Source organism: Selenomonas ruminantium AC2024, assembly GCF_000687995.1.
Taxonomy (GTDB): Bacteria; Bacillota; Negativicutes; order Selenomonadales; family Selenomonadaceae; genus Selenomonas_A; species Selenomonas_A ruminantium_B.
In genome coordinates this window covers 2572096-2598266 of record NZ_JIAC01000001.1, presented here as the reverse complement: position 1 = coordinate 2598266, position 26171 = coordinate 2572096, and the positions used below count along the sequence as shown (strand labels likewise).

At 52.2% G+C, this 26171-nt stretch carries 20 protein-coding genes, 1 tRNA gene and 1 pseudogene; 21 read left to right on the top strand and 1 reads right to left on the bottom strand.

Annotation, left to right across the window (positions count from 1 at the left end; all coding sequences use genetic code 11):
- The first annotated feature begins 133 nt into the window (after positions 1–133).
- From P157_RS0112330 to P157_RS0112235, 20 genes and pseudogenes are all read left to right on the top strand, one after another.
- Complete coding sequence (locus P157_RS0112330) at positions 134–997, top strand: response regulator (RefSeq protein WP_026761261.1); 864 nt, start codon at positions 134–136, stop codon at positions 995–997.
- Between the two features lie 4 nt (positions 998–1001).
- Positions 1002–1466, top strand: a complete 465-nt coding sequence (locus tag P157_RS0112325; protein WP_026761260.1) for a chemotaxis protein CheX — start codon at positions 1002–1004, stop codon at positions 1464–1466.
- Between the two features lie 101 nt (positions 1467–1567).
- Positions 1568–3574 carry a methyl-accepting chemotaxis protein gene (locus P157_RS0112320; protein WP_026761259.1) on the top strand — a complete coding sequence of 669 codons (2007 nt, stop codon included), beginning with the start codon at positions 1568–1570 and terminating at the stop codon, positions 3572–3574.
- A 652-nt stretch (positions 3575–4226) separates the two neighbouring features.
- Entirely contained in the window at positions 4227–4652 is a 426-nt protein-coding gene (locus tag P157_RS0112315) for a DUF1934 domain-containing protein (RefSeq protein ID WP_026761258.1), read from the top strand.
- Between the two features lie 12 nt (positions 4653–4664).
- The gene (gene argS, locus P157_RS0112310; RefSeq protein ID WP_026761257.1) at positions 4665–6320 is read left to right on the top strand and encodes an arginine--tRNA ligase; all 1656 of its coding nucleotides are present in this window, start codon (positions 4665–4667) and stop codon (positions 6318–6320) included.
- A 29-nt stretch (positions 6321–6349) separates the two neighbouring features.
- Positions 6350–6679: a DNA-directed RNA polymerase subunit delta gene (gene rpoE, locus P157_RS0112305; protein WP_026761256.1), complete on the top strand. Its 330-nt coding sequence runs from the start codon at positions 6350–6352 to the stop codon at positions 6677–6679.
- An 11-nt stretch (positions 6680–6690) separates the two neighbouring features.
- On the top strand, positions 6691–8295 hold the full coding sequence (locus P157_RS0112300; protein WP_026761255.1) for a CTP synthase: 1605 nt from the start codon (positions 6691–6693) through the stop codon (positions 8293–8295).
- 742 nt (positions 8296–9037) lie between these two features.
- Positions 9038–9673: a hypothetical protein gene (locus tag P157_RS0112295; protein WP_026761254.1), complete on the top strand. Its 636-nt coding sequence runs from the start codon at positions 9038–9040 to the stop codon at positions 9671–9673.
- 105 nt (positions 9674–9778) lie between these two features.
- Positions 9779–13117, top strand: a complete 3339-nt coding sequence (gene mfd / locus P157_RS0112290) for a transcription-repair coupling factor (RefSeq protein ID WP_026761253.1) — start codon at positions 9779–9781, stop codon at positions 13115–13117.
- Between the two features lie 13 nt (positions 13118–13130).
- Positions 13131–13817, top strand: a complete 687-nt coding sequence (locus P157_RS0112285) for an SAM-dependent methyltransferase (protein WP_026761252.1) — start codon at positions 13131–13133, stop codon at positions 13815–13817.
- 151 nt (positions 13818–13968) lie between these two features.
- The gene (locus P157_RS0112280; RefSeq protein ID WP_026761251.1) at positions 13969–14244 is read left to right on the top strand and encodes an HU family DNA-binding protein; all 276 of its coding nucleotides are present in this window, start codon (positions 13969–13971) and stop codon (positions 14242–14244) included.
- Between the two features lie 140 nt (positions 14245–14384).
- Complete coding sequence (locus tag P157_RS0112275) at positions 14385–15131, top strand: SDR family NAD(P)-dependent oxidoreductase (protein WP_026761250.1); 747 nt, start codon at positions 14385–14387, stop codon at positions 15129–15131.
- A gap of 52 nt (positions 15132–15183) precedes the next feature.
- Positions 15184–16323 carry an MGDG synthase family glycosyltransferase gene (locus P157_RS0112270; RefSeq protein WP_026761249.1) on the top strand — a complete coding sequence of 380 codons (1140 nt, stop codon included), beginning with the start codon at positions 15184–15186 and terminating at the stop codon, positions 16321–16323.
- A gap of 31 nt (positions 16324–16354) precedes the next feature.
- A complete protein-coding gene (locus P157_RS0112265; protein ID WP_026761248.1) occupies positions 16355–16849 on the top strand; it encodes a hypothetical protein in 495 nt (164 codons plus the stop codon).
- Positions 16850–16919: 70 nt separating this feature from the next.
- On the top strand, positions 16920–17210 hold the full coding sequence (locus P157_RS0112260; protein ID WP_329811766.1) for an FtsB family cell division protein: 291 nt from the start codon (positions 16920–16922) through the stop codon (positions 17208–17210).
- A 91-nt stretch (positions 17211–17301) separates the two neighbouring features.
- Positions 17302–17766, top strand: a complete 465-nt coding sequence (locus tag P157_RS0112255) for a S1 domain-containing RNA-binding protein (protein WP_026761246.1) — start codon at positions 17302–17304, stop codon at positions 17764–17766.
- Positions 17766–19103: pseudogene (gene tilS / locus P157_RS15780) on the top strand (tRNA lysidine(34) synthetase TilS); the annotation flags it as partial. The gene P157_RS0112255 and the pseudogene tilS, both read left to right, overlap by 1 nt.
- 81 nt (positions 19104–19184) lie before the next feature.
- Positions 19185–19736 carry a hypoxanthine phosphoribosyltransferase gene (hpt, locus tag P157_RS15775; protein ID WP_026761451.1) on the top strand — a complete coding sequence of 184 codons (552 nt, stop codon included), beginning with the start codon at positions 19185–19187 and terminating at the stop codon, positions 19734–19736.
- A 42-nt stretch (positions 19737–19778) separates the two neighbouring features.
- On the top strand, positions 19779–21797 hold the full coding sequence (ftsH, locus tag P157_RS0112240; protein WP_026761245.1) for an ATP-dependent zinc metalloprotease FtsH: 2019 nt from the start codon (positions 19779–19781) through the stop codon (positions 21795–21797).
- Between the two features lie 122 nt (positions 21798–21919).
- Positions 21920–21996: transfer RNA gene (locus tag P157_RS0112235), tRNA-Pro, on the top strand.
- Between the two features lie 98 nt (positions 21997–22094).
- On the opposite strand, the gene P157_RS0112230 is transcribed toward P157_RS0112235, so the two are convergent.
- Positions 22095–22379 (bottom strand): hypothetical protein, encoded by a 285-nt coding sequence (locus tag P157_RS0112230; RefSeq protein ID WP_026761244.1) that lies wholly within the window; start codon positions 22377–22379, stop codon positions 22095–22097.
- Between the two features lie 246 nt (positions 22380–22625).
- Between P157_RS0112230 and nifJ the strand changes: the two genes are divergently transcribed.
- The gene (gene nifJ, locus P157_RS0112225; protein ID WP_026761243.1) at positions 22626–26150 is read left to right on the top strand and encodes a pyruvate:ferredoxin (flavodoxin) oxidoreductase; all 3525 of its coding nucleotides are present in this window, start codon (positions 22626–22628) and stop codon (positions 26148–26150) included.
- Positions 26151–26171 lie beyond the last annotated feature (21 nt).

Genomic DNA, 26171 nt, shown 5'->3' with positions numbered 1-26171 from the left:
AATTATTTTTTTGGCAGGCAGGGATTTTCTCACACTATAGCGAAAAGTTAAGTTATGAAAATTGTAACAGTAACGAGTTCCTATTTTTAAGTGTTGGCAAATGTAAGGAATGTAGAGAAGCAGGTGAGCATTTGTGGAGAAAGTCAAAGTAATGATCGTCGATGATTCGAAGGTCAGCCGTGCGATGATTGAAGGGAATCTGGCAAGGACGAACTTCGAAGTATGCGCGCAAGCCAAAAATGCTGCTGAAGCAGTGGAGCTCTATGAGCAATTCAAGCCGGCTGTGGTTACCATGGATATGAATCTTCCGGATGCTGATGGCCTTGAATGCAGCCGCCGGATTCGTGCTGTGGATCCTGAAGCCAAGATCGTTATGATCAGTGCCATGAAGGATGCCAGCCTTGTGGCCCGGGGCCGTGAAGTGGGCATCAGTGCCTTCTTGCAAAAACCGGTCAGCATCAATGAACTTATCGATACATTGATGATTCTTTGCCAGAGCAAGGCAGGGAAGGTGGCTGTCCTGCGTGAGTCCTACGCAAAACCGTTTGTGAAGGCATTGCAGCAGGGCATTTTCAGCATGACCGGTGTACACAGTGAAGTGGAACTGCAGGAAGAGGAACGCAGTTTTCTGGACATCAGCGGTATCGCTGTCATTGTAGGCCTGACGGGGATTCCCAATGGCCGGGCTATCGTGTACATGGATGACAAAACCATGAAGGATTTTGCCACGGTGATGCTGGATGCCGAGGAAAATGACGAGATTACGGAAGATGAAGCAAGTGAATCCGTAGAAGAAGCGGTGAACATCATTGTGGGCCGTGGGGTATCCAATATTAATGATGTGTTCAAGGATAAGGAAATGCGCATTACGCCGCCGGGGACTATTGTGGGCAGCAAAATCCGCATTGCCAGCCCCAAACTTACGACCTTCCGTATATGCGCCAGAACACGGTTAGGGGATATTAATATGAGTGTGGGATTTGCGGAAGGAGAATGATAAGATGGATGCAAAATTAGTTAATCCGTTCGTCGATGCATTCACGTCCGTAATGCCGCAGATGGGCTTTCCGGAGCCTAAGCGGCTGAAGATGGGAGTAAAGACAAAGAATGCGGTGAGCCTGGGGGTTTCGGTTATCGTGGGCTTCACCAAACAGATTCGTGGCAACGTTGTTTACAACATGTCAGAAGACACCGCTAAATTTATTGCATCGACCATGATGATGGGTATGCCTGTAGCAGAATTTGATGCTATGGCCCAAAGTGCTATCTCGGAAATGAGTAACATGCTTACAGCTAATGCCGCAACCAACCTTACCGGTATGGGGCTTGAAGTGGATATTTCCACACCATCCCTGTCCATCGGTGAGAATTTCCAGGTGAAGATCAGCGATGATAATTATCTCACGGTGGAAATGGATTTAGCGGGTCACGTCGTAGAATTAGATATCGCAGTCGAACAACAATAAAGTTATACTAAAGTGAAATTAGCATTGTACGCAACCTCTATGTGTGCAATGCTTTTTTCAGATGTAGGATTTATGGGATTTTATATAACAAGGAGGAGAACATGAACTTTAACAGTTTACGCTTTAAGTTTCTGGCAGGATTCATACCTCTGTTCGTGGGAAGTTTTGCGGTATTCTTTGCCATCAGCTATTATATGTCCAGTTCGGCATTGACCCGTAATACGGATTTGCTGGCACAGGAAATCGGCAAGAGTACATCCGAGCAGCTGGAAAAACTCTATCAGCAGCGAGAGCTCACGGTGGAGTATCTGGCCAGTAACCCGATTATCATGCGCGGTACGCGGGAAGAACGGGTAAAGGTATTGGCTGATACTTTGGCCAAGCGCAAGAACTTTACCATGCTGGCTTATTCAGACCCGGAAGGCCATGCTATCAGCGACAAGAATAAGGATATGGACCGTACTACCCGCGATTATATCAAGCAGGTGCGGGAGACCAAGAAGCCGGTTATGACGGGACCATCCGTATCGGGCACCAGTGGCAAGCTCATCACCATTCTGGCTTACCCGGTATTGGAAAACGGCCAGCTTACGGGTATTGTCTATGGTACCGTTGAACTGGATGATTTGACGGAACTGGTTGGCAAGATTAAGTATAAGGAAACCGGCCGTGTATATCTGGCCGACCAGGATGGTCTTTGCATCGCTTATGCGCAGCTTCCCGAGGAAGTGGGCAAGATGGATTTGACCAAGGAGGTTTCCAGTAAGAAAATCGATATTGCGCTAGTCAATGGTTTTACCAGTGCTATACAGCAGGATAAGCAGGTTTCAACGGAATATACCACCTCCAGAGGAGAAGCATCACAGGCTGTGTTCACGCCGGTGCATCTGGCCCATCGTACCTGGGTGGCAGTATCGGTAGCGCCGATTTCTGAAGTGCGGGCCGATGCCTATTCGCTGATGAAGATTATGAGCGCCGTGGCCGTTGTCATGGTGCTGATTATCAGCGGCATCATCTGGTTCCTGGGGAAGAAGCTCTGCGCTCCTGTGGAGGCTTTGCGGGAAGAATGCAACATCATCAACACCGGCGATTTGCGTTCCCGTCCGCTGGCTGTTGACAGCAATGATGAGCTGGGCGATTTGGCCCGGGGCTTCAAGGAGATGCGCCGCACCATTCGGGAACTTATCGGTCATATTCAGAAGAATGCGGAGAGGGTTTCGGCTTCGGCAGAAGAACTTTCTGCAGCATCCCATCAGTCCGCTGATGCAGCTACGCAGGCTGCGCAGCAGATTACGGATATTGCTGCAGGTATTGCCACGCAGTCGGATTCGGCAGCCGATGCAGATAGAACGGCTGTGGAAATTGCTGAGCGCACTACGCTGGTGGCCAATAGTGCCGATGCGATTGCCATTGTTACGGAACAAACCGTAGGTAGTGTCAATACGGGGCGCGATTCCATTCAGAATGTGGTGGAATCCATGAATGCCATCAGTGACAGTACCACTACGGTGAAAAACTCCATTAAGGAACTGGCGAAGAGCTCGGATGAAATCGGCAGAATCGTGGAGCTGATTTCCGGGATTGCGGAACAGACGAATCTGTTGGCGCTCAATGCCGCGATTGAGGCGGCCCGTGCCGGTGAATATGGTCGTGGCTTTGCTGTGGTGGCTGATGAAGTCCGCAAGCTGGCCGAGGAGTCTGCCAGCTCCACGCAGCAGATTGCCAATCTCGTGACCAAGATTCAGACGGATATGAAAAAGGCGGTAGCTGCCAGTGAGGAAAGTGCGGAAAGTGTAGCCAGCAGCATTGATTCGGTAAATGAGGCTGATGAAATCTTTAAGTCCATTAAGGTGGCGATTGATGCCCTTGCTGATGGTATCCGGGAAGTTTCCAGCAGCATCAAGTCGGTTTCGGAAGGTACGGATTCCATGCAGCAGGCCGTTAAGGATATTGCCAATATCAGCACGGCTAACGCCAGCCGCGCTGAAGCCGTATCGTCAACGACGGAAGAACAGTCCGCCTCGGCAGAAGAAATTGCAGCCGCAACCCGCGGGCTTGCTGAGCAGGCGGAACAGCTGGCACATGAAGTGGAGAAGTTCACAATCTAAATTTACATCTCACTGCTAATCTACTGTAGGTTTGACGGCGCGGCGATAATTTGCCACGCTACGCTTAGACCTTGAACTAAAAAAATTTTGACCTTTTATTTAGCGCGAAAAGCCATAAACTCACTGCGTTCAGACAAATGGCTTTTCGCGCTAATTTTTATGTGGGTCAAAATTTGTTTCTTCACGTTCAAGGTCAAACGCTTCGCTCTGACAAATTATCGCCGCGCCGCCCTCGTTAGGTTGGAATAGGTGCCTGATGAAAAGTTAGCTAGATTTCTTTCTTGGCGATATAGAGTTTGTGGTTCATTACGAAAGCTCAGTATCGTGGGCGGCGGAGGGGGGAGGCTTTTGCGCCAGCGAAGCGTTGCACCAGTCTGCGTGAAGAAAATAATTTTTGTCCACCATAATATTATCTGGGAAAGTCTACTGTTTGAGCGTAGCGAGTTTTGACTTTCCCGGATACTTAATTAAAAGACAAAAATTATTTTTAGCGGACTGGTCAAGCGAAGTGCGTAAAAGCCTCCCCCCTCCGCCGTCTTGCAGATATGAACAAAAAAGGTTGATGAAGCCGCAAAAAAAGCGCAAAAAACTGTTGGCAAGGTAGTGAGTTTGGTTTATAATATGTAACAGTATGTTTTGAAGAGGTGGCTAAATGGCGGATGCTATGGTTGCGGTGACGGTGGAAGGCGTGCAGGTCGATACGGCAGGAGAAAAGACCGTGTTGAAATCGGCGGCGCGCGGTAAGTATTCAGCGCGGGCTGGCAAGCATTATGTGCGTTATGAGGATGCCTCGCTTCACGACAAGGTGGTGCCCACCGTGCTGAAATTCAGTGGCGAAGGGCTGACGCTGATTCGCCGTGGAGCTGTGGATATGCAGCTGGAATTTCGGCTGGGGGAAAGGACCCGTAGTGTGTATCGGACACCCTACGGTAATTTTGATTTGCTAGTAGAAACCCAGAAGCTGGATATTTACTTTAAGGATGGCCAGGGGACGGTTCAGGCAGAATATGAGCTGTATCTGAACGATGCTCTGCAGGGCCATAACACCTTAAATGTAGTTATCGACAAAATAAATTAGGAGGATTTTGGATTGGATATTAAAGATACGCTGACAGAAGCCATTGTAGCGGCTGCGAAAAGTGCCATTGCCGATGGTGTGTTCCCGGAAGGGGAATTGCCCACGGTGGTATTGGAAGTGCCGCCCCAGAAGGAGTTTGGTGATTTTGCTACCAACTTTGCCATGCAGTCGGCCCGGGTGTTCCATAAGGCTCCCCGTCAGATTGCAGAAGAACTGGTGAAGCGCATTGAGGGCGACTGGCTCGACCATGCCCAGATTGCTGGCCCTGGCTTTTTGAACTTCTACCTGAAGGGCAATGTGCTCTACGATTCCTTCCAGAAAATCCTCAGTGAAGGCGAAAAATACGGTCAGTTGCCGAAAAAAGATGCACCGAAGATTCAGGTGGAATACGTCAGCGCTAACCCGACGGGTCTGCTGCATGTCGGCCATGGCCGCGGCGCTGCTGCTGGTTCTGCCCTCGTGAACCTTTTGCGGGCTGCAGGTTACCCCGTGGAAAGCGAATACTACATCAACGATGCCGGCAATCAGATGAACAATCTGGCCCGTTCGGTAAATGCCCGTTATCTGGAACTCCTGGGACAGGAAGTTGAATTCCCCGAGGACGGCTATCATGGTCAGGACATCATCGACACGGCCCAGCGCATCATCGACAAGGAAGGCGACAAATACCTCTCCATGAATGATGATGAACGCATGGAAATCTTCAAGGATTTGGCCTATGTGGAAAAACTGGCTACCCTCAAAGAAGATTTGGCTTCCTTTAACGTAACCTTTGATAAGTGGTTCAGCGAGCGCACGCTGCATCCGGAAGCTGTTAAGGCTGCCGTGAAAATCCTGCAGGATAACGGCAACATCTACGAAAAGGACGGCGCACTCTGGCTCAAGTCCACGGCTTATGGCGACGATAAGGACCGCGTGGTTATTCGCGACAACGGTGTGCCGACGTATCTGGCTGCCGATATCGCTTACCATCACAACAAGTATGAGCGCGGCTTTGACAGACTCATCAACATCTGGGGCGCTGACCACCATGGCTATGTGTGCCGTGTAAAGGCTGCTATGGATGCTCTGGGGCATGATTCCAAGAAACTTACGGTACTGCTCTTGCAGATGGTTGCTCTTTACCGTGGCGGTGAACTCGTGAAGATGAGCAAGCGTACCGGTCAGAGCGTTACGCTGAATGAACTGATGGAAGAAGTCGGCACCGATGCGGCGCGTTATTTCTTCCTGATGCGTTCGCTCGACAGCCAGCTCGACTTCGATTTGGATTTGGCTAAGAAAAAATCCAACGACAACCCGGTGTACTACATTCAGTATGCCCATGCGCGCATTTGCAGCATCTTCCGTCAGTGCAAGGAAACGGGGCTGTCCCTCAGCGATAAGCCGAAACTTTCCCTGCTGACCGATGAGTCGGAAATTGACCTCATCAAGAAGATTGAGGAATACCCCGAAGAAATCGAGCGTGCCGCCCGTGATTATGCACCGCAGCGCATTGCCCGTTACAGCTATGATTTGGCCAGTGCCTTCCATAGCTTCTACAATAAATGCCGCATTGTCGGCGTAGAGCCGAAACTGGCAGAAGCCCGTTTGGCCCTGGTTACGGTTACGGCCCATGTGATTCGCCATTCTTTGGGAATCCTTGGAGTATCGGCACCGGAACAGATGTAATTTAGGATTTGGAAGGAGAACTTTTGATTATGGATTTTATCAATAGCTCGGAAGTGGATATCGCGTATCACGTGCTGACGGAAAAAGGTCAGACCATGTACTATAAGGATTTGATTCTCGACGTTATCGAGAAAAAGCATAAGCCGGTGCAGTCCCTGTCGGCAGCTATCTCGGAAGTATATACCCTCATCAATATGGACAGCCGTTTCCAGCATGAAGGCGACCAGCAGTGGGGCCTCACGGAATGGAATCCGCCTGAAGTGAAGCGTCATTCTGCCCGTGGTGCGGCATCCCGCTCCAAGGCTGCCAACAAGGCAATCAACAGCCGTCAGAAGAAGCTGGAAAGCATTCAGGAATAAGGAGGCAAATCATGGCAAAGTATATCTTCGTTACCGGTGGTGTGGTTTCGTCCCTGGGCAAGGGCATCACGGCGGCTTCTTTGGGCCGTCTCTTAAAGAGCCGTGGCCTCAAGGTTACGATTCAGAAGTTCGACCCGTATATCAACATTGACCCGGGTACGATGAGCCCTTACCAGCATGGCGAAGTATTTGTTACCGATGATGGTGCGGAAACGGACCTCGACCTGGGCCATTACGAGCGCTTCATCGACATCAACCTGTCCAAGAACAGCAACATCACCACGGGTAAGGTGTACTGGTCCGTGCTCCACAAGGAACGCCGCGGTGAATACTTAGGCTCCACGGTGCAGGTTATCCCGCATATCACCAATGAAATCAAGCAGCGTGTCTATGATGTAGCCAAGGCTGACGGCGCTGATGTGGTTATCACGGAAATCGGCGGTACCGTAGGTGATATCGAAAGCCAGCCCTTCCTCGAAGCCATCCGTCAGGTCAAGAAAGAAGTTGGCCCGAAGGATACGCTCTACATCCATGTAACGCTGCTGCCGTATATCTCCGCTGCCGGTGAACTCAAAACGAAGCCGACCCAGCACAGCGTAAAAGAACTGCGCGCCATCGGTATTCAGCCGGACATCCTCGTGTGCCGCACGGAAAAGACCATTTCCAAGGACATGAAGGAAAAGATTGCCATGTTCTGCGACGTGCAGCCGGAAGCCGTTATCGAAAACCGCACGGCCTCCACGATTTACGAAGTGCCCCTCATGATGCAGCGTGAAGGCCTCGACAAGATTGCCCTGCAGAAACTCAACATGGACTACGGCCCGGCCGATATGTCTGATTGGGACAAGATGGTCTACAAGATTAACAATCCGTCCAAGAAGGTTAAGGTTGCCGTAGTCGGCAAGTATGTGGAACTGCCGGATGCTTATATCTCCGTAACGGAAGCACTCCATCATGGCGGCATCGATAATGATGCTTCGGTGAAAATTCAGTGGGTTAATGCGGAAAAAATCGAAGACCCGGATACCGACCTTTCGGAAGTATTTGTCGGCTGCAAGGGCATTCTTGTGCCGGGCGGTTTCGGCGACCGTGGTGTGGAAGGCAAGATTAAGGCCATCCAGTACGCCCGCGAGAACAACATTCCGTTCCTCGGCCTGTGCTTAGGCATGCAGTGCGCCGTTATCGAATTTGCCCGCCACGTCTGCGGCATGACGGACGCACACAGCTCCGAATTCGATGCGGAAACGAAGCACCCGGTTATCGACCTGATGGAATCCCAGCAGGGCATCGAGGACAAGGGCGGCACGATGCGCCTGGGTTCCTACCCCTGCACCCTGCGCGAAGGTACGCATTCCCTCGCAGCATATGGTACGGCCAATATTGAGGAACGTCATCGCCATCGCTATGAGTTCAACAATAACTACCGTCAGCAGCTTACCGAGCGCGGCCTCGTGATTGCCGGTACCCTGCCGGATGACAGCCTCGTAGAAGTGGTAGAGGTTAAGGACCATCCCTGGTTCGTGGCAACCCAGGCTCATCCCGAGCTCAAGTCCCGCCCGAACAACCCGCATCCGCTGTTCCGCGATTTCGTGAAAGCGGCATTGCAGGTTAAATAATTCGATAAGTTAGTAACAGCCTGGCGGCTTAGGGAGGTTTGACACGCTCCGCTAAGCCGTCAGGCTAAAACTATTTTTTGCCTTTTATATCCGCGTGAAAAGTCAAAACTCGCTGCGCTCAGACAGTAGACTTTTCCCGTGGATTTTTGTGGTAGGCAAAAAATCGTTTCTTAACGCCTGCCGGCATACGCTTCGCTCTGCCAAACCTCCCTAAGCCGCCAGAAGCCACCCACTTACTTATTAGCAAATACTTCGAATGGATAAGTGCCAATATGCTGGGTGAGATGTTGTATAAGGGAGTATGAGTGGAACGCAATACGACTGTGCTGTTGCGCTACCAGTTGCAATGGAAATTCTGTCTTTGCAACTGGTACGAAATAAAACTGACAACTGTAAAGCAGTGAGGCAGGGGCGGGCGGGATTATCCTAAGCGAAGCGTTAGGTGATGGGCGTTAAGAACTTATTTTTTTCTCAAGAGGAAGCGGGCAAAGGTTTTGTTTGAGCGAAGCGAGTTTAACCTTTGCCCACTTCCTTAATTGAGAGAAAAAAATAAGTTTAGCCCATCACCGTAGCTGAGTGTGGATAATCCCGCCCGCCACTGCCGTCTTTTTAGCGAAAAAACTTTTCAACAAGCAGGATAAGCAATAGATACTGTAGAAATACTGTATTATCAAAGGTGATACAGTCAATTGTAAGGAAATGACTGCAAACTGGGATTTTAGGGAAGAAAGGAGGATTTCCCATGCTTATCGATACGGCCTGTTCTTTGGCGTTCTACTGCCAGCGCTGCGGCCGAATCCAGCTACAGGATGTACCCCTCTTTAGCGGGCAGAAGCAATTCGTTATGGAGTGCGGGAACTGTGGGCACGAGATGGGCAAAATTACCTTGCGGCCGCGCAAAGGACTGGAACTGAAAACAGAATGCGGTATATGCAAAGGCAGCAACCGTCAGACATTTTCCTGGCGACAGCTGCGAAGACTCAGGTTTGCCAGACTTTACTGTCAGCACGATAATTTTGAACTGGGCTACATTGGCCGGTGGCAGGATATCGCCGAATTCATGGACTTCAATGTTGCAGAATACGATGCTTTGCATCCAGCTGATGGCGATTGCTTCATTGAACATCAGCAGACCCTGCTGGAGGCGCTCAATCGCATCCACGATTTGGCCGCCAGCGGTGAACTGGAATGTACCTGCGGCAGTGCCGACATCAAGGCGGCGGTGCAACGGGATTCGGTGCGGCTCGATTGCTGCTTCTGCGGCAACTACTGCGAGCTGCCGGCAAAGACTGCCAAGGATTTGCAGGCGCTAAAACCCGGCCAGGGGACAAAATTTACTTGGAGAATGCGCCCATGGCTTGACGTAAGGGAGAAATAGGATTATCATATAAAAATATTGACATACGAGCGAGGGACTATCGGCGAGGGCCGACAGTCCCATTTTCGCGTAATATATGCACATAAGAAATATTGAGGTGTGACGATGAATTCTTTATTTGCTGCCTTGAGCAGCAATGCCGGGGTTAAGAAACTGCAGGCCTGCCTGCAGGCCAAGCCCCAGGAAACACTGGTCTACGGTCTGACAGGTTCCCAGAAACATGTGGTACTGGCGGCCGCCTACAGCACGGCGCCCCAGCCGCTGGTCATTCTGGTTCATAGCAACGAAGCCATCTCCGACTGGCGGGAGGATTTGCTCTCCCTGCTGCCGGGGACGGAAGTGCTGGAACTGCCGGAACTGGATATGATGACGGTGCAGGCCGAAGCTCGCAGCATGGAGCGCTCCGCCCGCCGCATGGATGTGCTGGTACGCCTGATGCGCAAGGACAATGTCATTGTACTGGCCAAGGCCACGGCGGCGGTGCAGAAGGGCATGAGCCGTCAGGACTTTGCCCGGCTGAGCCTGAATATCGGCATGGGCGAGGAAATTCCCCTCGAAAAGCTCCTGCAGCGGCTCGTGCAGCTGGGCTATGAACATGCAGACGAAGTGGAGCGCATCGGCCAGTTCAGTGCCCGCGGCGGCATTGTGGACGTTTATCCCATCAATGCGGAAAATCCTGTGCGCATTGAATTCTTTGGCGACGAAGTGGATTCCCTGCGCGAATTTGACCTGGGCACTAAGCGCTCCCTGAAAAACATCAGCAGTGCGGCCATCATGCCTCTGGCGCAGACGGACAGCACAGGTCAGGCAGAAGTGTTCCTGTCTTATCTGGAAGGGAAGGGCACGGTGCTCTTTGATGAGCCCATGCGTCTGAGGGAACAGATGCGTACCATGGTGCGGGAAAATCCCGACATCAAGAACAAAGTGTTCAGCTGGGAAAATATTCAGGAAGCGGCCCGGGAAAATCGGGTGATTTACTCGGCCATGCTGCTGCAGCAGGTTCATGGCGCCGAAGCTACCCAGACCATCAGCTTTACGGCTCCGAATGTGGCCAGCTTCCAGCGGCAGATGGATTTGCTCGTCAACGAAATCTCCCGCTGGCTGGCGCAGAAACAGCATATCCTCATCCTGCTGGGGGAAAAGGCCAAGGCTGACTCCCTGCGGGAACTTTTGGCGCGGCATCGTTACCCCTCATTGGTCATTGAAGAGGGAGCTGAGCTGCGCACGGACTGCGTCAACATTCAGGTGGGGCGGCTCATCAACGGTTTTGAACTGGCGGCCTCCAGCCTCGTGGTGGTGACGGAGAAAGACATCTTCGGCCATGCCAAGCGGCGGGCCATCCGCAAGCAGGGAAAGGATGAAAAACTTTCCCACTTCCGCGACATTAAGCCCGGAGATTATGTGGTACACGCTGCCCATGGTATCGGTAAATATATCGGTGTTGAAACCTTGGACGTGGGCGGCATCCACAAGGATTACCTGCATATCAAATACGGCGGCGATGATAAGCTCTATGTGCCTACGGAGCAGGTCAATTTGCTGCAGAAATACATCGGTGCCGAAGGTGAAGTCCCCCGCCTGCATCGCATGGGCGGCACGGAATGGGTCAAGGCCAAGGCAAGGGCGAAAAAATCCGTCGAGGATATTGCCAAGCAGCTCATTGAAATCTATGCCAAGCGGAAGCAGGCCAAGGGCTTTGCGTTCTCCCCGGACGACAGCAGCCAGCATGATTTTGAAGATGCGTTCCCCTATCAGGAAACGGACGACCAGTTAAAGGCCATCTCCGAAATCAAGGAGGATATGGAACGGGAAAAGCCCATGGACCGATTGCTCTGTGGTGACGTGGGCTTTGGCAAGACGGAAGTGGCTATCCGCGCGGCTTACAAGGCTGCCATGGACGGCAAGCAGGTGGCGGTACTCGTGCCGACCACGGTGCTGGCCCAACAGCATTTTCAGACCTTTAACGCCCGCTTTATGGATTTCGTGCCCAAGGTGGATGTTATCTGCCGTTTCCGCACGGCCAAAGAGCAGAAACAGACCATTGAAAAAGTCAAGATGGGTCAGGTGGATATCCTCATTGGCACCCATGCCATCCTCAATCAGAACAAGGTGCAGTTCAAGAACTTAGGCCTGTTGATTGTGGACGAGGAACAGCGCTTCGGCGTCAAGCAGAAGGATAAAATCCGCAAGCTCGCGGCAGGCATTGATGTGCTTACCCTTTCGGCAACGCCGATTCCCCGTACGCTTCATATGTCTTTGGTAGGCGCCCGCGATATGAGCATTATCGAAACGCCGCCGGCGGACAGATTCCCCGTGCAGACTTATGTGGTGGAGGATAACGACGCCATTATTGCCGGTGCCATCAAGCGTGAGTTGAAGCGTGGAGGTCAGGTCTACTTTGTCTACAATCGCGTGGATACCATCGACCGCATGCGGGAAAAGCTGGAGGCGCTGGTGCCCGATGCCCGGGTGCAGACTGCCCATGGCCAGATGCCCGAGGAACTTCTGGAGCGCGTGATGATGGACTTCTACGAAGGGGAATACGATATTCTCCTCGCAACCAGCATCGTAGAAAATGGCCTCGATGTGGCCAATGCCAACACCATCATTGTCTACAATGCGGACCATTTTGGCCTCTCGCAGCTCTATCAGATGCGTGGGCGCGTGGGCCGCTCCCATCATATGGCCTTCGCTTACTTTGTCTACCAGGCGGATAAGATTTTGACGGAAACTGCCGAAAAGCGCCTGCAGGCCATGAAGGAATTTGCGGAACTCGGCGCGGGCTTTAAGATTGCCATGCGGGATTTGGAAATCCGCGGTGCGGGCAACCTCTTGGGTTCCCAGCAGCATGGTCATATTGCCAGCGTCGGTTTTGAGATGTACTGCAAGCTCTTGGAAGAGGCGATAGACAAACTGCAGCATGGGGAAAAGGAAGTGGCAGAAGTGCAGCCTGACCCCATCATCGACCTGCAGGTGGAGGCTTATATTGACGGAGATTACGTCAGCGATGCCATGCACAAGATTGAGATTTATCAGCGCATTGCGGGCATCCGCATGAATGAGGAAATACAAAATCTGCTCGATGAGCTCATTGACCGCTTTGGCGAGCCCACTCCTGCGGTGATGAACCTTTTGGAAGTCGCCAAAATCAAAAATTATGCGCGGGCACTCAAAATCCGCACCATCAGCGAACTGCCCAAGGCTTTGGATATTTACATTCTGCCGGGGCATCGTCTGCCTGCCAAGGGCTTGATTGCCGTGGACAAGGTGCTGGGCCGCAGCATGCGCTCCCTGCCCGGGAAAAACGGTTTCCGCTTTGCCCTGCAAGACAGCCAGAAAAAGAAGATTACAAACTTCGTCCTGCGCCTGCTGCTCCTGGCCAGCGGTGAGGAAGATAAGGCTTTAGGCAGCAAGGACGCCAAGGAAAAAGCAGGAAAGAAATGAGGAAGATACTAATATGGCAAAGATAATTGTAGTGGGATTGGGCCCAGGTCACGCCGGACTCATCACCCGGGAGAGCTGGGACCTGATGCAGCAGGCTGAGCATCTTATTTTGCGCACGAAAATCCATCCCACAGTGGCAGCGCTGGATGAAGCGGGGATAACCTACAGCACCTATGATGGCTTTTACGAGGAAGCGGCGGATTTTGAAGCGCTGTACCGCAGCATTGCCGCTGACCTGCTGCAAAAAGTCAGAGAATGGGGGGAGCTTGTCTATGTGGTGCCGGGCAGTCCATTGGTGGCAGAACGCACTGTAGTACTGCTCCGCGACATGGGCAAGGAGACGGATGTGGAAGTGGACATCCGCCCTGGCATGAGCTTTGTGGAGGTCATGTACACCCGTTTGGGCATTGACCCGGTGGAGGGCCTTACTATTTTGGATGCTTTGGACATTGAGACGCTGAAAGAAACACCGGCGCAGTCGCTGATTATCACACAGGTCTACAGCCAGCCCATTGCCAGCGATGCCAAACTGATGCTGATGGACCTCTATCCCGATGAATACGAGATTACCTATATTCACAACCTGGCTATGGAGGACGAAAGCATCCGCCAGATTCCGCTTTTCGAGCTGGACCGCCAGCCGGATTTGGACCACCTGACCAGCCTTTACATCCGCCCGCTTTCTGCAAAAAAGGCCTGAAACAGGCGAAAAATGTGGCCTTACAAGGCTTTTTTAGCGAAAACCCTTGATTTTTCCGGAGGTTTCTGTTAAATTCTCTTATAGCGGATTGAACCGCGGGGCTGGCGGCTGGCCGTCAGCAGTAATAATCTTCTTTAAGGAGGCTACGATCATGAACAAAACTGAATTGGTAGCTAATATTGCAGAAAAATCCGGTCTGACGAAAAAGGATGCTGAAAAAGCTCTGGGTGCTTTCTTCGAAAGCGTACAGCAGGCTCTGATTGAGGGCGACCGTGTGCAGCTCATCGGCTTCGGTACTTTCGAAGTGAAAGAACGCGCTGCCCGCAAAGGCCGTAACCCCCAGACGGGCAAAGAAATTGAAATTCCGGCAGCAAAGAATCCGGTTTTCAAAGCTGGCAAGGCATTGAAGGATGCAGTCAACGGCTGATTAAAATCATAAGAAAAACCGTGCTCTTCGGGGCACGGTTTTTGTGTATGCCTTCCCCGTGTGGGGGCGGCGTAGCCGCGGGAGTCCGGTGGACTCCCCGGACAGTGGGCGCGAAGCGTCCGGATGAGGTGGTGTAATAAATGCGAGACAAACGAATTCTGATTTCCGGCGGCACTTCCGGCATTGGCCTGGCCGCCGCTAAATTATTTTTGCAGGCAGGAGCCAAGGTGGCCTTAATGGGCAGGTCTGAGCAGCGGGGCAAGACTGCGTTGCAGGAACTGGAGGCAGGCGACAGAGCCATCTTTGTCCAGGGGGATGTCAGCCGTCTGGCCGACTGTAGGCAGGCCCTGCAGCAGGTTATCGAAAAATGGGCAGGCCTTGATGTGCTCGTGAATTCCGCAGGCATTTATGTGGAAGGGGCCCTTGAAGATATGACGGAGGAAGAGATTGCCACAGTGCTCGACATCAACGTCAAGGGCACGTACTATCTCAGTCAGGCCGCGGTTCCCTATCTCAAAGAGTCGCGGGGCAATCTGGTCAACGTGGCTTCCGATGCCGGTGTTCATGGCAATTACTACTGCAGCCTCTACTGTGCCAGCAAGGGGGCTGTGGTGATGTTCACGAAGGCCTTGGCTTTGGAACTGGCTGGCTTCGGGGTGCGGGTCAATGCCATAGCCCCGGGCGATATTCTGACACCTTTGACAGAAGCGCAGCTGCAGGCATCGCCAAACAGGGAAGATGCCCTGCGGGAAATGGCTTCCGTTTATCCGCTGGGGCGTATCGGCACGGCAGAGGAAGCGGCGGCGGCCATTAAATTTTTGGCATCACCGGAGGCTGCATTCATCACCGGTACGATTTTGACTGTGGATGGTGGCCTCACTGCTTGATTTGTGTTACAATAGGCAGGTGTGAAATCTTACGGACAAGGAGGCGGCGCGGATGGCTGCGAAGAAAATCTTAATACTGACGGCATCCATCGGTTCCGGCCATATCAAAGCCGCTGAGGCGGTGGCGCAGGAGCTCAAACGCCAGCAGCCGGAAACGGAAATCGTCACGGTGGACTTTATGGCCCGCAGCACATCCTTCTGGCATTGGCTCACGAAGAAAATCTATCTGGAAATGCTGAACTTCGTGCCCAATCTCTATGATGTCTTTTATAAATTGTCCTCCAGCGAGACAGGGGGCAGCTGCGGCAAGAATATGTTTGCCTATTTCATGCTGCCGGTGTTTGAACGACTGCAGCATGAACTGCAGCCCGATGGCATCATCTGCACGCATCCCTTTCCCGCCGGAACGGTGTCTCTCTGGAAGGAGAAGCACCAAAGCAATCTGCCGTTGTCGGTGGTGATGACAGATTATTCTCTGCATCAGATGTGGCTCTGCAGCGGCGTGGAAAATTATTTCATGGCGACGGAAGCCATGCGGCAGGCCATGACGGAGCAGGGCTTTGCGGCAGAAAATCTTCATGTCACCGGCATTCCAATCAGCAGCGAAGTGCTGAACCTGCCGAACAAAGCTGAACTGCGCAGGGAATTGGGCTTTGGCCAGGAGCGGAAGGTCATCCTGCTGATGGGAGGCGGCCTGGGACTAGGCGGCATTGAGCGCACTCTGCAGGAACTCGAAAAAATCGAACAGCCGCTGACCCTGCTGGTGATTGCCGGACGCAACAGCCAGCTGCAGCAGCAGGCGGAAGATTTTGCCGAAGGTTCCCATCATACCATCCGGGTCTGGGGCTATACCGAAGAAGTGCGCAAGTTGATGGGGGCGGCGGATCTACTGATCACTAAGCCAGGTGCTCTGACCATCAGCGAGGCCTTTGCCTTAGGCACACCCATGCTTCTCCACGACCCCATCCCCGGGCCCGAGACGGAGAACGCTGTCTATGCCACCAAACACGGTGCGGCAGTTTGGCTCCATCCCGGTGAGAAGCTGGCAGGCGCGGTGGAAGAAATTTTCCACGGCGGCTGTCTGGAAAAGATGCATGAGCAGGCGCTGCAAAGTGCCAAGCCACTAGCCAGCCAGGAAATTGTGAAAATAATTTTGCGGTCAGCAGGTTTTTGGGCAGGCCATAGGGAATAATATAGATGCGGGTTCCGCAAATAGGCAATTTATGGGGAAGATTGGTGATAATATGGCGGTATATCAGCTGCAGAAAAATGAAACCAATAATTATATATGCCCAAAATGCGGCCGTCCATTGCGTTTCGTGGATGGAACGGCGGTACAGATTGTCGGCGGCCGTGCGGACATGGCCTCCATTTTGCCCAAACACGAGTGTGACCATTGTGGCGTGTACTTTCAGGAACTTTTAGGTTCCGGCTTTTATGATGAGCATGATTTACCCAAGGATGCTGGCCCTAAGAACCGGGATAAATGGATTCCTACAGGCGAGCTCAAACCTACGGAGCTCAAGCGGGATGAAAATAACAAATGCGTCTGCCCACGCTGTGGTGAGCTGATGGATTATGTGGAAGGCCGGGCTGTGACTTTGGTCAATGGCCGGCCCGATATGGAAAATGTCAAAGACCATTTTCATTGTCCTAACTGTCAGGCCTATTTTCGCCGGATTGCCACCACGAATTATTTTCAGTGGTCGGAAACATAGTTTTTCCTTGCCATGGGAAAAATTTGCGGTTATTATAGAATAGATTGAGAAATCTTTGCAAGGAGGGATAATGATGAAAGCAAGACGGGAAAGGCGCGAGATAAATTGGTTCGCGTTGATTATGCTTGCCATTATTGTCTACTTTGCTTCGATTTTGATTTCCCAGCAGGTGTATCTCAGTCAGGCCGCGGATGAGTATGCGTCGGCCAAGGCAAGACTGGAAGCGGCGGAGAAGGAAAATACCGCCCTCAAAGAGGAAGCCCGCCAGCTCAATGAACTGGGCTATATCGAAAAAATCGCCCGCGAAGAACTGGGCATGACCAGAGCCGGGGAACTCCCCTACAGCACCGGTCACAAATAAGCTTTTAAGCGTTGTACGCCTTGACACCCGCGAGTTGTCAAGGGTATAATAAATTTTGTATTCTCAAATACTCTAAGGAGGAAGAATTAATTTGTCCATTGAAGTTGGCAGCGTGCTGGATGGTGTCGTATCGGGCATCACAAATTTTGGAGCATTTATTGAATTGCCAGAGGGGAAAACAGGACTTGTACATATTTCGGAAGTAGCAGATGAGTATGTAAAGGATGTTCATGATTTCCTGGCAGAGAAAGACAAGGTTAAGGTAAAGGTAGTAGCCATTGATGAGAAAGGCAAGATTGGCCTGTCCATCAAGCAGCTGCAGGAGAAAAAGGCCGAGGAAAGCACCGAAGCCCCAGCTCGTGAGCGTTCTTCCTTCCGTGCACCCAGAAATAATTTCGGGGGCCGTGACTTTAGAAAACCGAATCGTTACAGTGCTACTTCGGCTTCCTTTGAGGATAAACTTTCCAAGTTCCTCAAGGACAGCGATGAGCGCCTGACGGACTTGCGCCGCAAGACTGATTCCAAGCGTGGCGGGCGTGGCTCCCGTCGTGACTGATGGTCTGGCATAAACTGGAAGCACTCTGCAAAGGGTGCTTTTGTTCGTTACTGCCCAAAAGGGCCAAGGTTCTCATAGCCTGTTCCGGTGGAGCTGATTCCATGGCGCTGCTCGCTATGCTTAGTAAGCTCGCCACGCAGAATGCGTGGCAGCTTGCTGCGGCTCATTACGAGCATGGCATTCGTGGCGAGGATTCTTTGGCCGATGCCCGCTTTGTGGAAGATTTTTGTCGGGAGCGGCAGATTCCCTGCTTTGTGGAGCATGGTCATGTGCCTGAGCTTGCGGCAGCAGGTTCGCATACGCTCGAACAGGCAGCCCGCAGCCTGCGCTATGATTTTTTGGAGCGGGTGCGTCAGGAGCAGGGCTTTGACTATATCGTCACGGCCCATCATGCCGACGACCAAGCGGAAACGGTGCTGATGCGCATCCTGCGGGGAACCGGAGTAAGCGGCCTTGCGGCAATGCGCCCCCAAAGCGGAGAGGACGGCCATCTTGTGCGGCCATTGCTCAAGGTCACCAAGGCGGAGCTGTTGGCTTATTGCCAGCAGGAGCAGATTCCCTATCGGGAAGATGCGACCAACTTTGAGGCGGACTGCACCCGCAACTGTCTGCGGCTGGAGCTTTTGCCCCAGCTGCAACGGGAATACAATCCCGAAATCCGGCGGGCGCTCTGCCAGCTCGCTGAGGTTGCTGCTGAAGAAAGCGACTTCCTGCAAGGGGAGATTGCGCGCTTTTGTGAGGATGAAGCCTATATGCGGCAGGAGGATGGAGCACTTGTTCAGGAAACGGTGGCTAAACTTCACCCGGCGCTGCAGCGGGGCCTTATCCGCAAACTTTGGGAGAGGGTTACGGGCAGCAGCCTTGACCTGAGTTTTGCCCAGACGGAGCTTTTGCGCCAGCTACTTTTGACCGGCAGAACCAGCAGCCAGCAGGAACTCACTCACCATTATCTGGCGCATGTGGCCTATGGCTATTTGACCATTGACAAGTCAAAATCTGACGGTCAAATTGACAAGTCAAATCTTGACATGTCAGAGGTGACCGTCAATATTCCCGGCGTAACCTGCTGGGGGGATTTTCAGCTGATTGCGCAGTGGCAGGATAGGACAGAATACCAGGGGGCAAAGACCAGCCCCGAGGAGCTTTATCTGCATCCGGAACATTTCACAGGGCCGTTGGTTCTGCGAAAGCGTCAGCCGGGCGATTTTATGAACCTTCCCGGCGGGCGCAAGAAGCTCAAGAAAATCATGATTGACGATAAGATTCCGCATGAACAGCGGGATACACTGCCCCTGCTTGCAGCGGGCAGTGAGGTAATCTGGATGATTGGCCGCAGGCGCAGTGCAAATTGCTTGCAGGGCGCTGCGGATTATCATAGAATTTTGTATCTCAGGTATAGAGAAGAGAGGAAATTAAGCATGTTACACGAAGATATCGAGAAAGTTGTTTTTTCGGAGGAACAGATTCAGAACCGTATCGCCGAAATGGCAAAGCAGATTACGGAAGACTATAAGGATGCTCAGGAAGAAATTTACTGTGTAGCCATTTTGAAGGGCGCCGTAATGTTCTACACGGACTTGGTTCGCCGTCTGGAACTGCCTGTGCGCTTTGACTTCATGATTGCGTCGAGCTATGGCAATGGTACGTCTACGACGGGTTCTGTAAAGATTCTTAAAGATTTGGACTACGACATTGAAGGAAAACACCTCATCGTTATCGAAGATATAATAGATTCCGGTACTACGATGAATTATCTGAACAAGTACTTCAAGGAGCGCAAGCCGAAGTCCGTAAAACTTTGCTCGCTGCTCTCCAAGCCGTCCCGCCGTATGGTGGAAGTACCTATCGACTACTGCGGCTTTGAAGTACCGGACGAATTCCTGGTGGGCTATGGCCTTGACTATGCCGAGGTTTATCGTAACCTGCCGTATATCGGCGTGCTGAAACCTGAGATTTACGCCGACAACTAAAAATCCTGAGGGGCTGAGGTCTCTCGGAAGGAGGGCAATGGATTGAATAAGTTTCTACGCAACGTAGGGTTCTATTTGTTGATTATCCTGGTGGCTATCTCCATCATTGATTATTTTTCGACAAGGAACACGACTAAACAGGAAGTGGGGTACACCAGCTTCCTGCAACAAGTGGATGAAGGCAAAGTAGCTAAAGTTGTTCTCATTCAAAACACCATTCGCGGTACATTGACCGATGGTACGGAGTTTACGACGATTACCCCGGACAATCCGAACCGCGACCCGAAGCTCTTTGATAAACTCTCGGCCAAGGGAGTGGAGATCAATGCGGAAAATCCGCCGGAACCACCCTGGTGGTCCACGATGTTCTCGTCCTTGCTGCCGATACTCCTGCTCGTCGGTGTATGGTTCTTCATCATGCAGCAGACCCAGGGCGGCGGCGGCCGGGTGATGTCCTTTGGCAAGAGCCGTGCCCGTATGAGTGGCTCGGATAAGATTAAGGTCAACTTCAAAGACGTGGCTGGTGCTGATGAAGCCAAGCAGGAACTGGAAGAAGTAGTTGAGTTCCTGAAGCATCCCAAGAAGTACAACGACTTGGGTGCCCGCATTCCGAAGGGCGTGCTGCTCTTTGGCCCTCCGGGTACTGGTAAGACCCTCTTGGCCCGTGCTGTTGCCGGTGAAGCTGGCGTGCCGTTCTTCTCCATTTCCGGTTCGGACTTTGTGGAGATGTTCGTCGGTGTCGGTGCTTCTCGTGTGCGTGACCTCTTTGACCAGGCCAAGAAGAATGCGCCCTGTATCGTATTCATCGATGAAATCGATGCAGTGGGCCGTCAGCGTGGTGCTGGTGTAGGCGGTGGCCATGATGAACGCGAGCAGACGCTGAACCAGTTGCTTGTTGAGATGGATGGTTTTGCTGCTAACGAAGGCATCATCATCATCGCGGCAACCAACCGTCCGGATATCCTCGACCCCGCGCTCTTGCGTCCGGGCCGCTTCGACCGTCAGATTGTGGTGGATAAACCCGATGTGCGCGGCCGTCTGGCTATCCTTAAAGTACATACCTCCGGCAAGCCGGTGGATGAAGGGGCAGACCTCGACATTCTGGCCCGCCGTACCCCGGGCTTTACGGGTGCTGACCTCAGCAACCTCGTGAACGAAGCAGCTCTCTTGGCTGCCCGCCGGGATAAGAAAAAGATTTACATGCAGGAACTGGAAGAAGCCATTGAGCGCGTTATGGCCGGCCCAGAGCGCAAATCCCACATCATGAACGATGAGGAAAAGCGTCTGACGGCTTATCACGAAGGTGGTCATACCCTCGTGGGCATGATGCTCAAGCATGCTGACCCTGTACATAAGGTTACGATTATTCCCCGCGGCCGTGCCGGCGGTTATACGCTGATGTTGCCGAAGGAAGACCGCAACTACGCCACGAAGTCCGAGCTGCTTGATAAGCTCAAGGTTGCCATGGGCGGCCGTGTGGCAGAGGAAATCGTGCTCAAGGAAATCAGCACGGGTGCTTCGCAGGATATTCAGCAGGCAACCCGCATGGTGCGCGGCATGGTCATGCAGTACGGCATGAGCGATGTCTTAGGCCCTGTGGCATATGGCGAAAGCCAGAACCATCAGGTGTTCTTAGGCCGCGACTTCCATCAGGAACGCAACTATTCCGAAGAAGTGGCCAGCGAAATCGATAAGGAAGTCCGCAAGTACCTGGAAGATGCTTATGAAGCATGCCGTCAGATTATTACGGAAAACCGCGACAAGCTGGAACTTATTGCTCAGGCTCTTATCGAGCGTGAAACGCTCACGGCCAAGCAGCTCGAAGAACTGCTCGAAACGGGCAAAATCTCCGAGGAAGAGACCAAGGAACCGCCTAAGGACGATAACAACGGTCCGAAAGACGGTGACCCGGCACTGATTCCACCGACTACTTTGGCACAGCAGGCTCAGAATGAAGCGCTGGAGGCCGAAGAGGAAAAGGAAAAAGAAGCGGTTCCCGTTGGCGGGGTAACCGATAACGGCAGAGAGCCCAAATTTAATGTGACCCATTACGATAAGTAATTGCTTATCGGTGAAAAAACCATGTGAGTTCGTTCCACTCACATGGTTTTTAATTTTTTTTATAAAATATGAAAAAAATACTTGCATTTCCTGCAGAGTTACGCTATACTATTATTCGTTGCCGGGATGTGGCACAGTTTGGTAGCGCGCTTCGTTCGGGACGAAGAGGCCGCAGGTTCGAATCCTGTCATCCCGACCATTCTTATGAAATGATAATTCCCGCTGAATTTTTATGATTCAGCGGGAATTTTTTTTACATATATTTATTTTATTTATTGCGGCAATTAATGAATTTTCTTAGAAGGTTTCCTTGATTTTCTTGTCACCGATAAAGCGGATGAACATATCCGGGGCAATGATTTCATCATCCAGCTGCACCAGTGCTTTGTGCATGTGGATGGAGACGAAGCGGCCATCGTGCTCATTCTGGATTTCGTCGGCGAACTGTTCCTCATAGTGTTCCTTGAAGGTTTCCGCGGTGCTCTTGCTGGAGGACACGTTGAGGATGCTGGAGTAGACATTTTCCTGGCCCTTGCCATATTCCAGTTTGAGGATGACATAGATGGTCATGTTCTTAATCATTTGTAAATCACACTCCCAATTTTCCCATTGACTTACGGCAAAAAATACAATCCCAAGGTTTACCGTTTTACTTCGACAAGAGGGAGCGATTTCCTTCTCAGAAGAAAAATATATCGTTTCAGTTATGATAAGATAAATTATATGAATAATGAGGGGCGGGGCCATTTGTTTACAAGCCCTTGTGAGCGGTGTATAATAGGGAGTATGTTTTCAAGTATTCTATTTTAGAGGGGAGCAAAAAACAACATGAGCAAAAAGATGAAAACCATGGACGGCAACCAGGCCGCCGCGTACATCTCCTATGCTTTTACGGACGTTGCTGCAATCTATCCCATCACGCCGTCTTCGCCGATGGCAGAACACGTGGATGAAGATGCAGCCAAAGGCAAGACCAACCTCTTTGGTCAGAAGGTCCGCGTTATCGAACTGCAGTCAGAGGCTGGTGCCGCTGGTGCCGTGCATGGTTCCTTGCAGGCTGGTGCCCTGACCACTACATATACGGCATCTCAGGGGTTCCTGCTGATGATTCCGAATCTTTACAAGGTAGCCGGCGAATTGTTGCCGGGCGTGTTCCACGTTTCCGCTCGTGCTTTGGCTGCGAACTCCCTGAACATCTTCGGTGACCATCAGGATGTTATGGCTGCACGTCAGACTGGCTGTGCAATGCTCTGCGAAGCCAGCGTGCAGGAAGTTATGGATTTGGCCGCTGTAGCCCATCTCGTGGCTATCAAGGGCCGTGTACCGTTCATCAATTTCTTCGATGGTTTCCGTACCTCCCACGAGATTCAGAAAATCGAAGTAGTGGATTATGATGATTTGGGCAAGATTCTCGACTGGGAAGCTGTAAAAGAATTCCGCCGTCGTGCGCTGAATCCGGACCATCCGGTTATCCGCGGCACCGCACAGAATCCGGACGTATACTTCCAGGAACGCGAAGCCTCCAACAAGTATTATGAAGCTCTGCCGGAACTCGTCGAAGAAGCTATGGCAGACCTGGCCAAGATTACGGGCCGTGAACATCACCTGTTTGACTACTATGGTGCCAAGGATGCAGACCGCATCATCATCGCCATGGGTTCTGTCTGCCAGGCTGTGCAGGAAACGGTGGATTACCTCAACAAGCAGGGCGAAAAAGTCGGCCTGATGAGTGTACATCTCTATCGTCCGTTCTCCATCAAGCATTTCTTCCAGTTTATGCCGAAGACGGTCAAGAAAGTTGCAGTTCTCGACCATACGAAGGAACCGGGTTCCCTGGGCGAACCGCTGTACCTCGATGTTAAGTCTGCCTTCTATGGCTCTGAACTCAACCCCATCATCGTGGGCGGCCGTTTCGGTCTGGGCGGCAAGGACACCACGCCGGACCAGATTTTCGCTGTGTTCGAAGAACTCAAGAAGGATGCTCCGAAGGATGGCTTCACCATCGGTATCGATGATGATGTAACCCATACGAGCCTGACGCCGGTTATGAGCGATGTGAACCTTACCCCGGTTGGCACGACGGCCTGCAAGTTCTGGGGCCTCGGCTCTGACGGTACGGTTGGTGCCAACAAGAGCGCCATCAAGATTATCGGCGATAAGACGGACATGTACGCACAGGCTTATTTTGCCTATGACTCCAAGAAGTCCGGCGGTATCACGATGAGCCATCTGCGTTTCGGCAAGCAGCCCATCACGAGCCCGTACCTCATCAACAATGCGGACTTCATCTCCTGCTCTCAGCAGTCCTATGTTTACAAATATGACTTGCTGGCCGGCCTCAAGAAGGGCGGCAAGTTCCTGCTCAATACGGTTTGGTCGGATGCAGACCTCGACAAGCATCTGCCGGCTGCCATGAAGCGCTATATCGCCAAGAACGAAATCGAATTCTACACGGTTAACGCTGTGGATATCGCCAAAGAACTCGGCCTCGGCGGCCGCTTCAACATGGTTATGCAGTCTGCTTTCTTCAAGATTGCTGCCATCATTCCTATCGAAACGGCGGTGGAATACCTCAAAGACGCTGTGGTTAAGTCCTACGGCAAGAAGGGCGAAAAAGTTGTCAACATGAACAACGGCGCCATCGACAAAGGTATCGAAGCCCTGCATCGCGTAGACGTACCGGCTGCCTGGGCTGATGCTGCAGACGAAGCAGTAGAAAAGAAAGACGCTCCGGCATTCATCACCGAAATTCAGGAAGTCATGAACCGTCAGGAAGGCGACAAGCTGCCGGTTTCCAAGTTTACGGAAGACATGGTAGATGGTACCTTCCCCGTTGGCGGTGCTGCTTTCGAAAAACGCGGTACGGCTATCAATGTACCGGTTTGGAATACGGACAAGTGCATTGGCTGTAACCAGTGCTCCTATGTCTGCCCGCATGCTGCTATCCGTCCGGTACTCACGACGGAAGAAGAACTTAAAAACGCTCCGGAAGGTTTCCCGTCCAAGCAGACGAAGGCCATCAAGGATTACCACTTCACGGTAGCTGTATCCACGATGGACTGCCTGGGCTGCGGCAACTGCGCACAGGTCTGCCCGGTCAAGGCTCTCGATATGAAGCCGCTGGATGATAAGCTCAAAGACGAACAGAAGTTCTTCGATTATGGTGTAGATGCCAAGAAGGTTGCACCGAAGCAGAACCCGATGAAGAAGACGACGGTTCTGGGCTCCCAGTTTGAACAGCCGCTCCTCGAATTCTCCGGTGCCTGCGCCGGCTGCGGTGAAACTCCGTATGCTAAACTTTTGACCCAGCTCTTTGGTGACCGCATGATGGTAGCCAATGCTACGGGCTGCTCCTCCATCTGGGGCGGCAGTGCTCCGGCTATGCCGTACACCAAGAACCATAAGGGTCATGGCCCGGCTTGGGCAAACTCCCTGTTTGAGGATAACGCTGAATTCGGTCTGGGCATGTTCCTGGGCACGAAATCCGTCCGTGATGCTTTGGCTGCTGATGCCAAGGCTGCTGTGGCAGCCGGCAAGGGCAGTGCAGACCTGCAGGCAGCACTCAATGAATGGGTGGACAACATGAACGAGGGCGAAGGCTCCCGTGAACGTGCTGAAGCGCTGACGGCACTCCTTGAAGCTGAAAAAGGCAGCGATGAACTGCTGAATAAGCTCTACGACAACAAGGATTACTTCGTGAAGCGTTCCCAGTGGATTCTGGGCGGCGACGGCTGGGCTTACGATATCGGTTACGGCGGCCTTGACCATGTACTGGCTTCCGGCGAAGATGTCAACGTGCTCGTCTTTGATACCGAAGTTTACTCCAACACGGGCGGTCAGGCTTCCAAGTCCACGCCGGCTGCAGCTATCGCACAGTTCGCCGCTGCTGGTAAGAAGACGAAGAAGAAGGACCTCGGCATGATGGCCAAGTCCTACGGCTATGTCTATGTGGCACAGGTCGCTATGGGCGCTGACCACAACCAGCTCATGAAGGCCATCACCGAAGCTGAGGCTTATCATGGCCCGTCCCTGATTATCGCCTATGCACCGTGCATCAACCACGGTATCCGCAAGGGCATGGGCAACAGCCAGCTCGAAGCAAAACTGGCTGTGGAATGCGGCTACTGGGTCAACTACCGTTACAACCCGCAGCTCGTGGGCACGGACAAGAACCCGTTCAGCCTCGATTCCAAGGAACCAAACTTCGACAAGTTCCAGGAATTCCTGATGGGCGAAAACCGCTACATCAACCTCCAGCGTTCCTTCCCGGAAGCTGCAGAGGCACTCTTTGAAAAGACCCAGAACGATGCCAAGGGCCGTTATGAAGGCTACAAGGTACTCGCTGGCAAATAATTAAATGAAAAAAATCTCCTA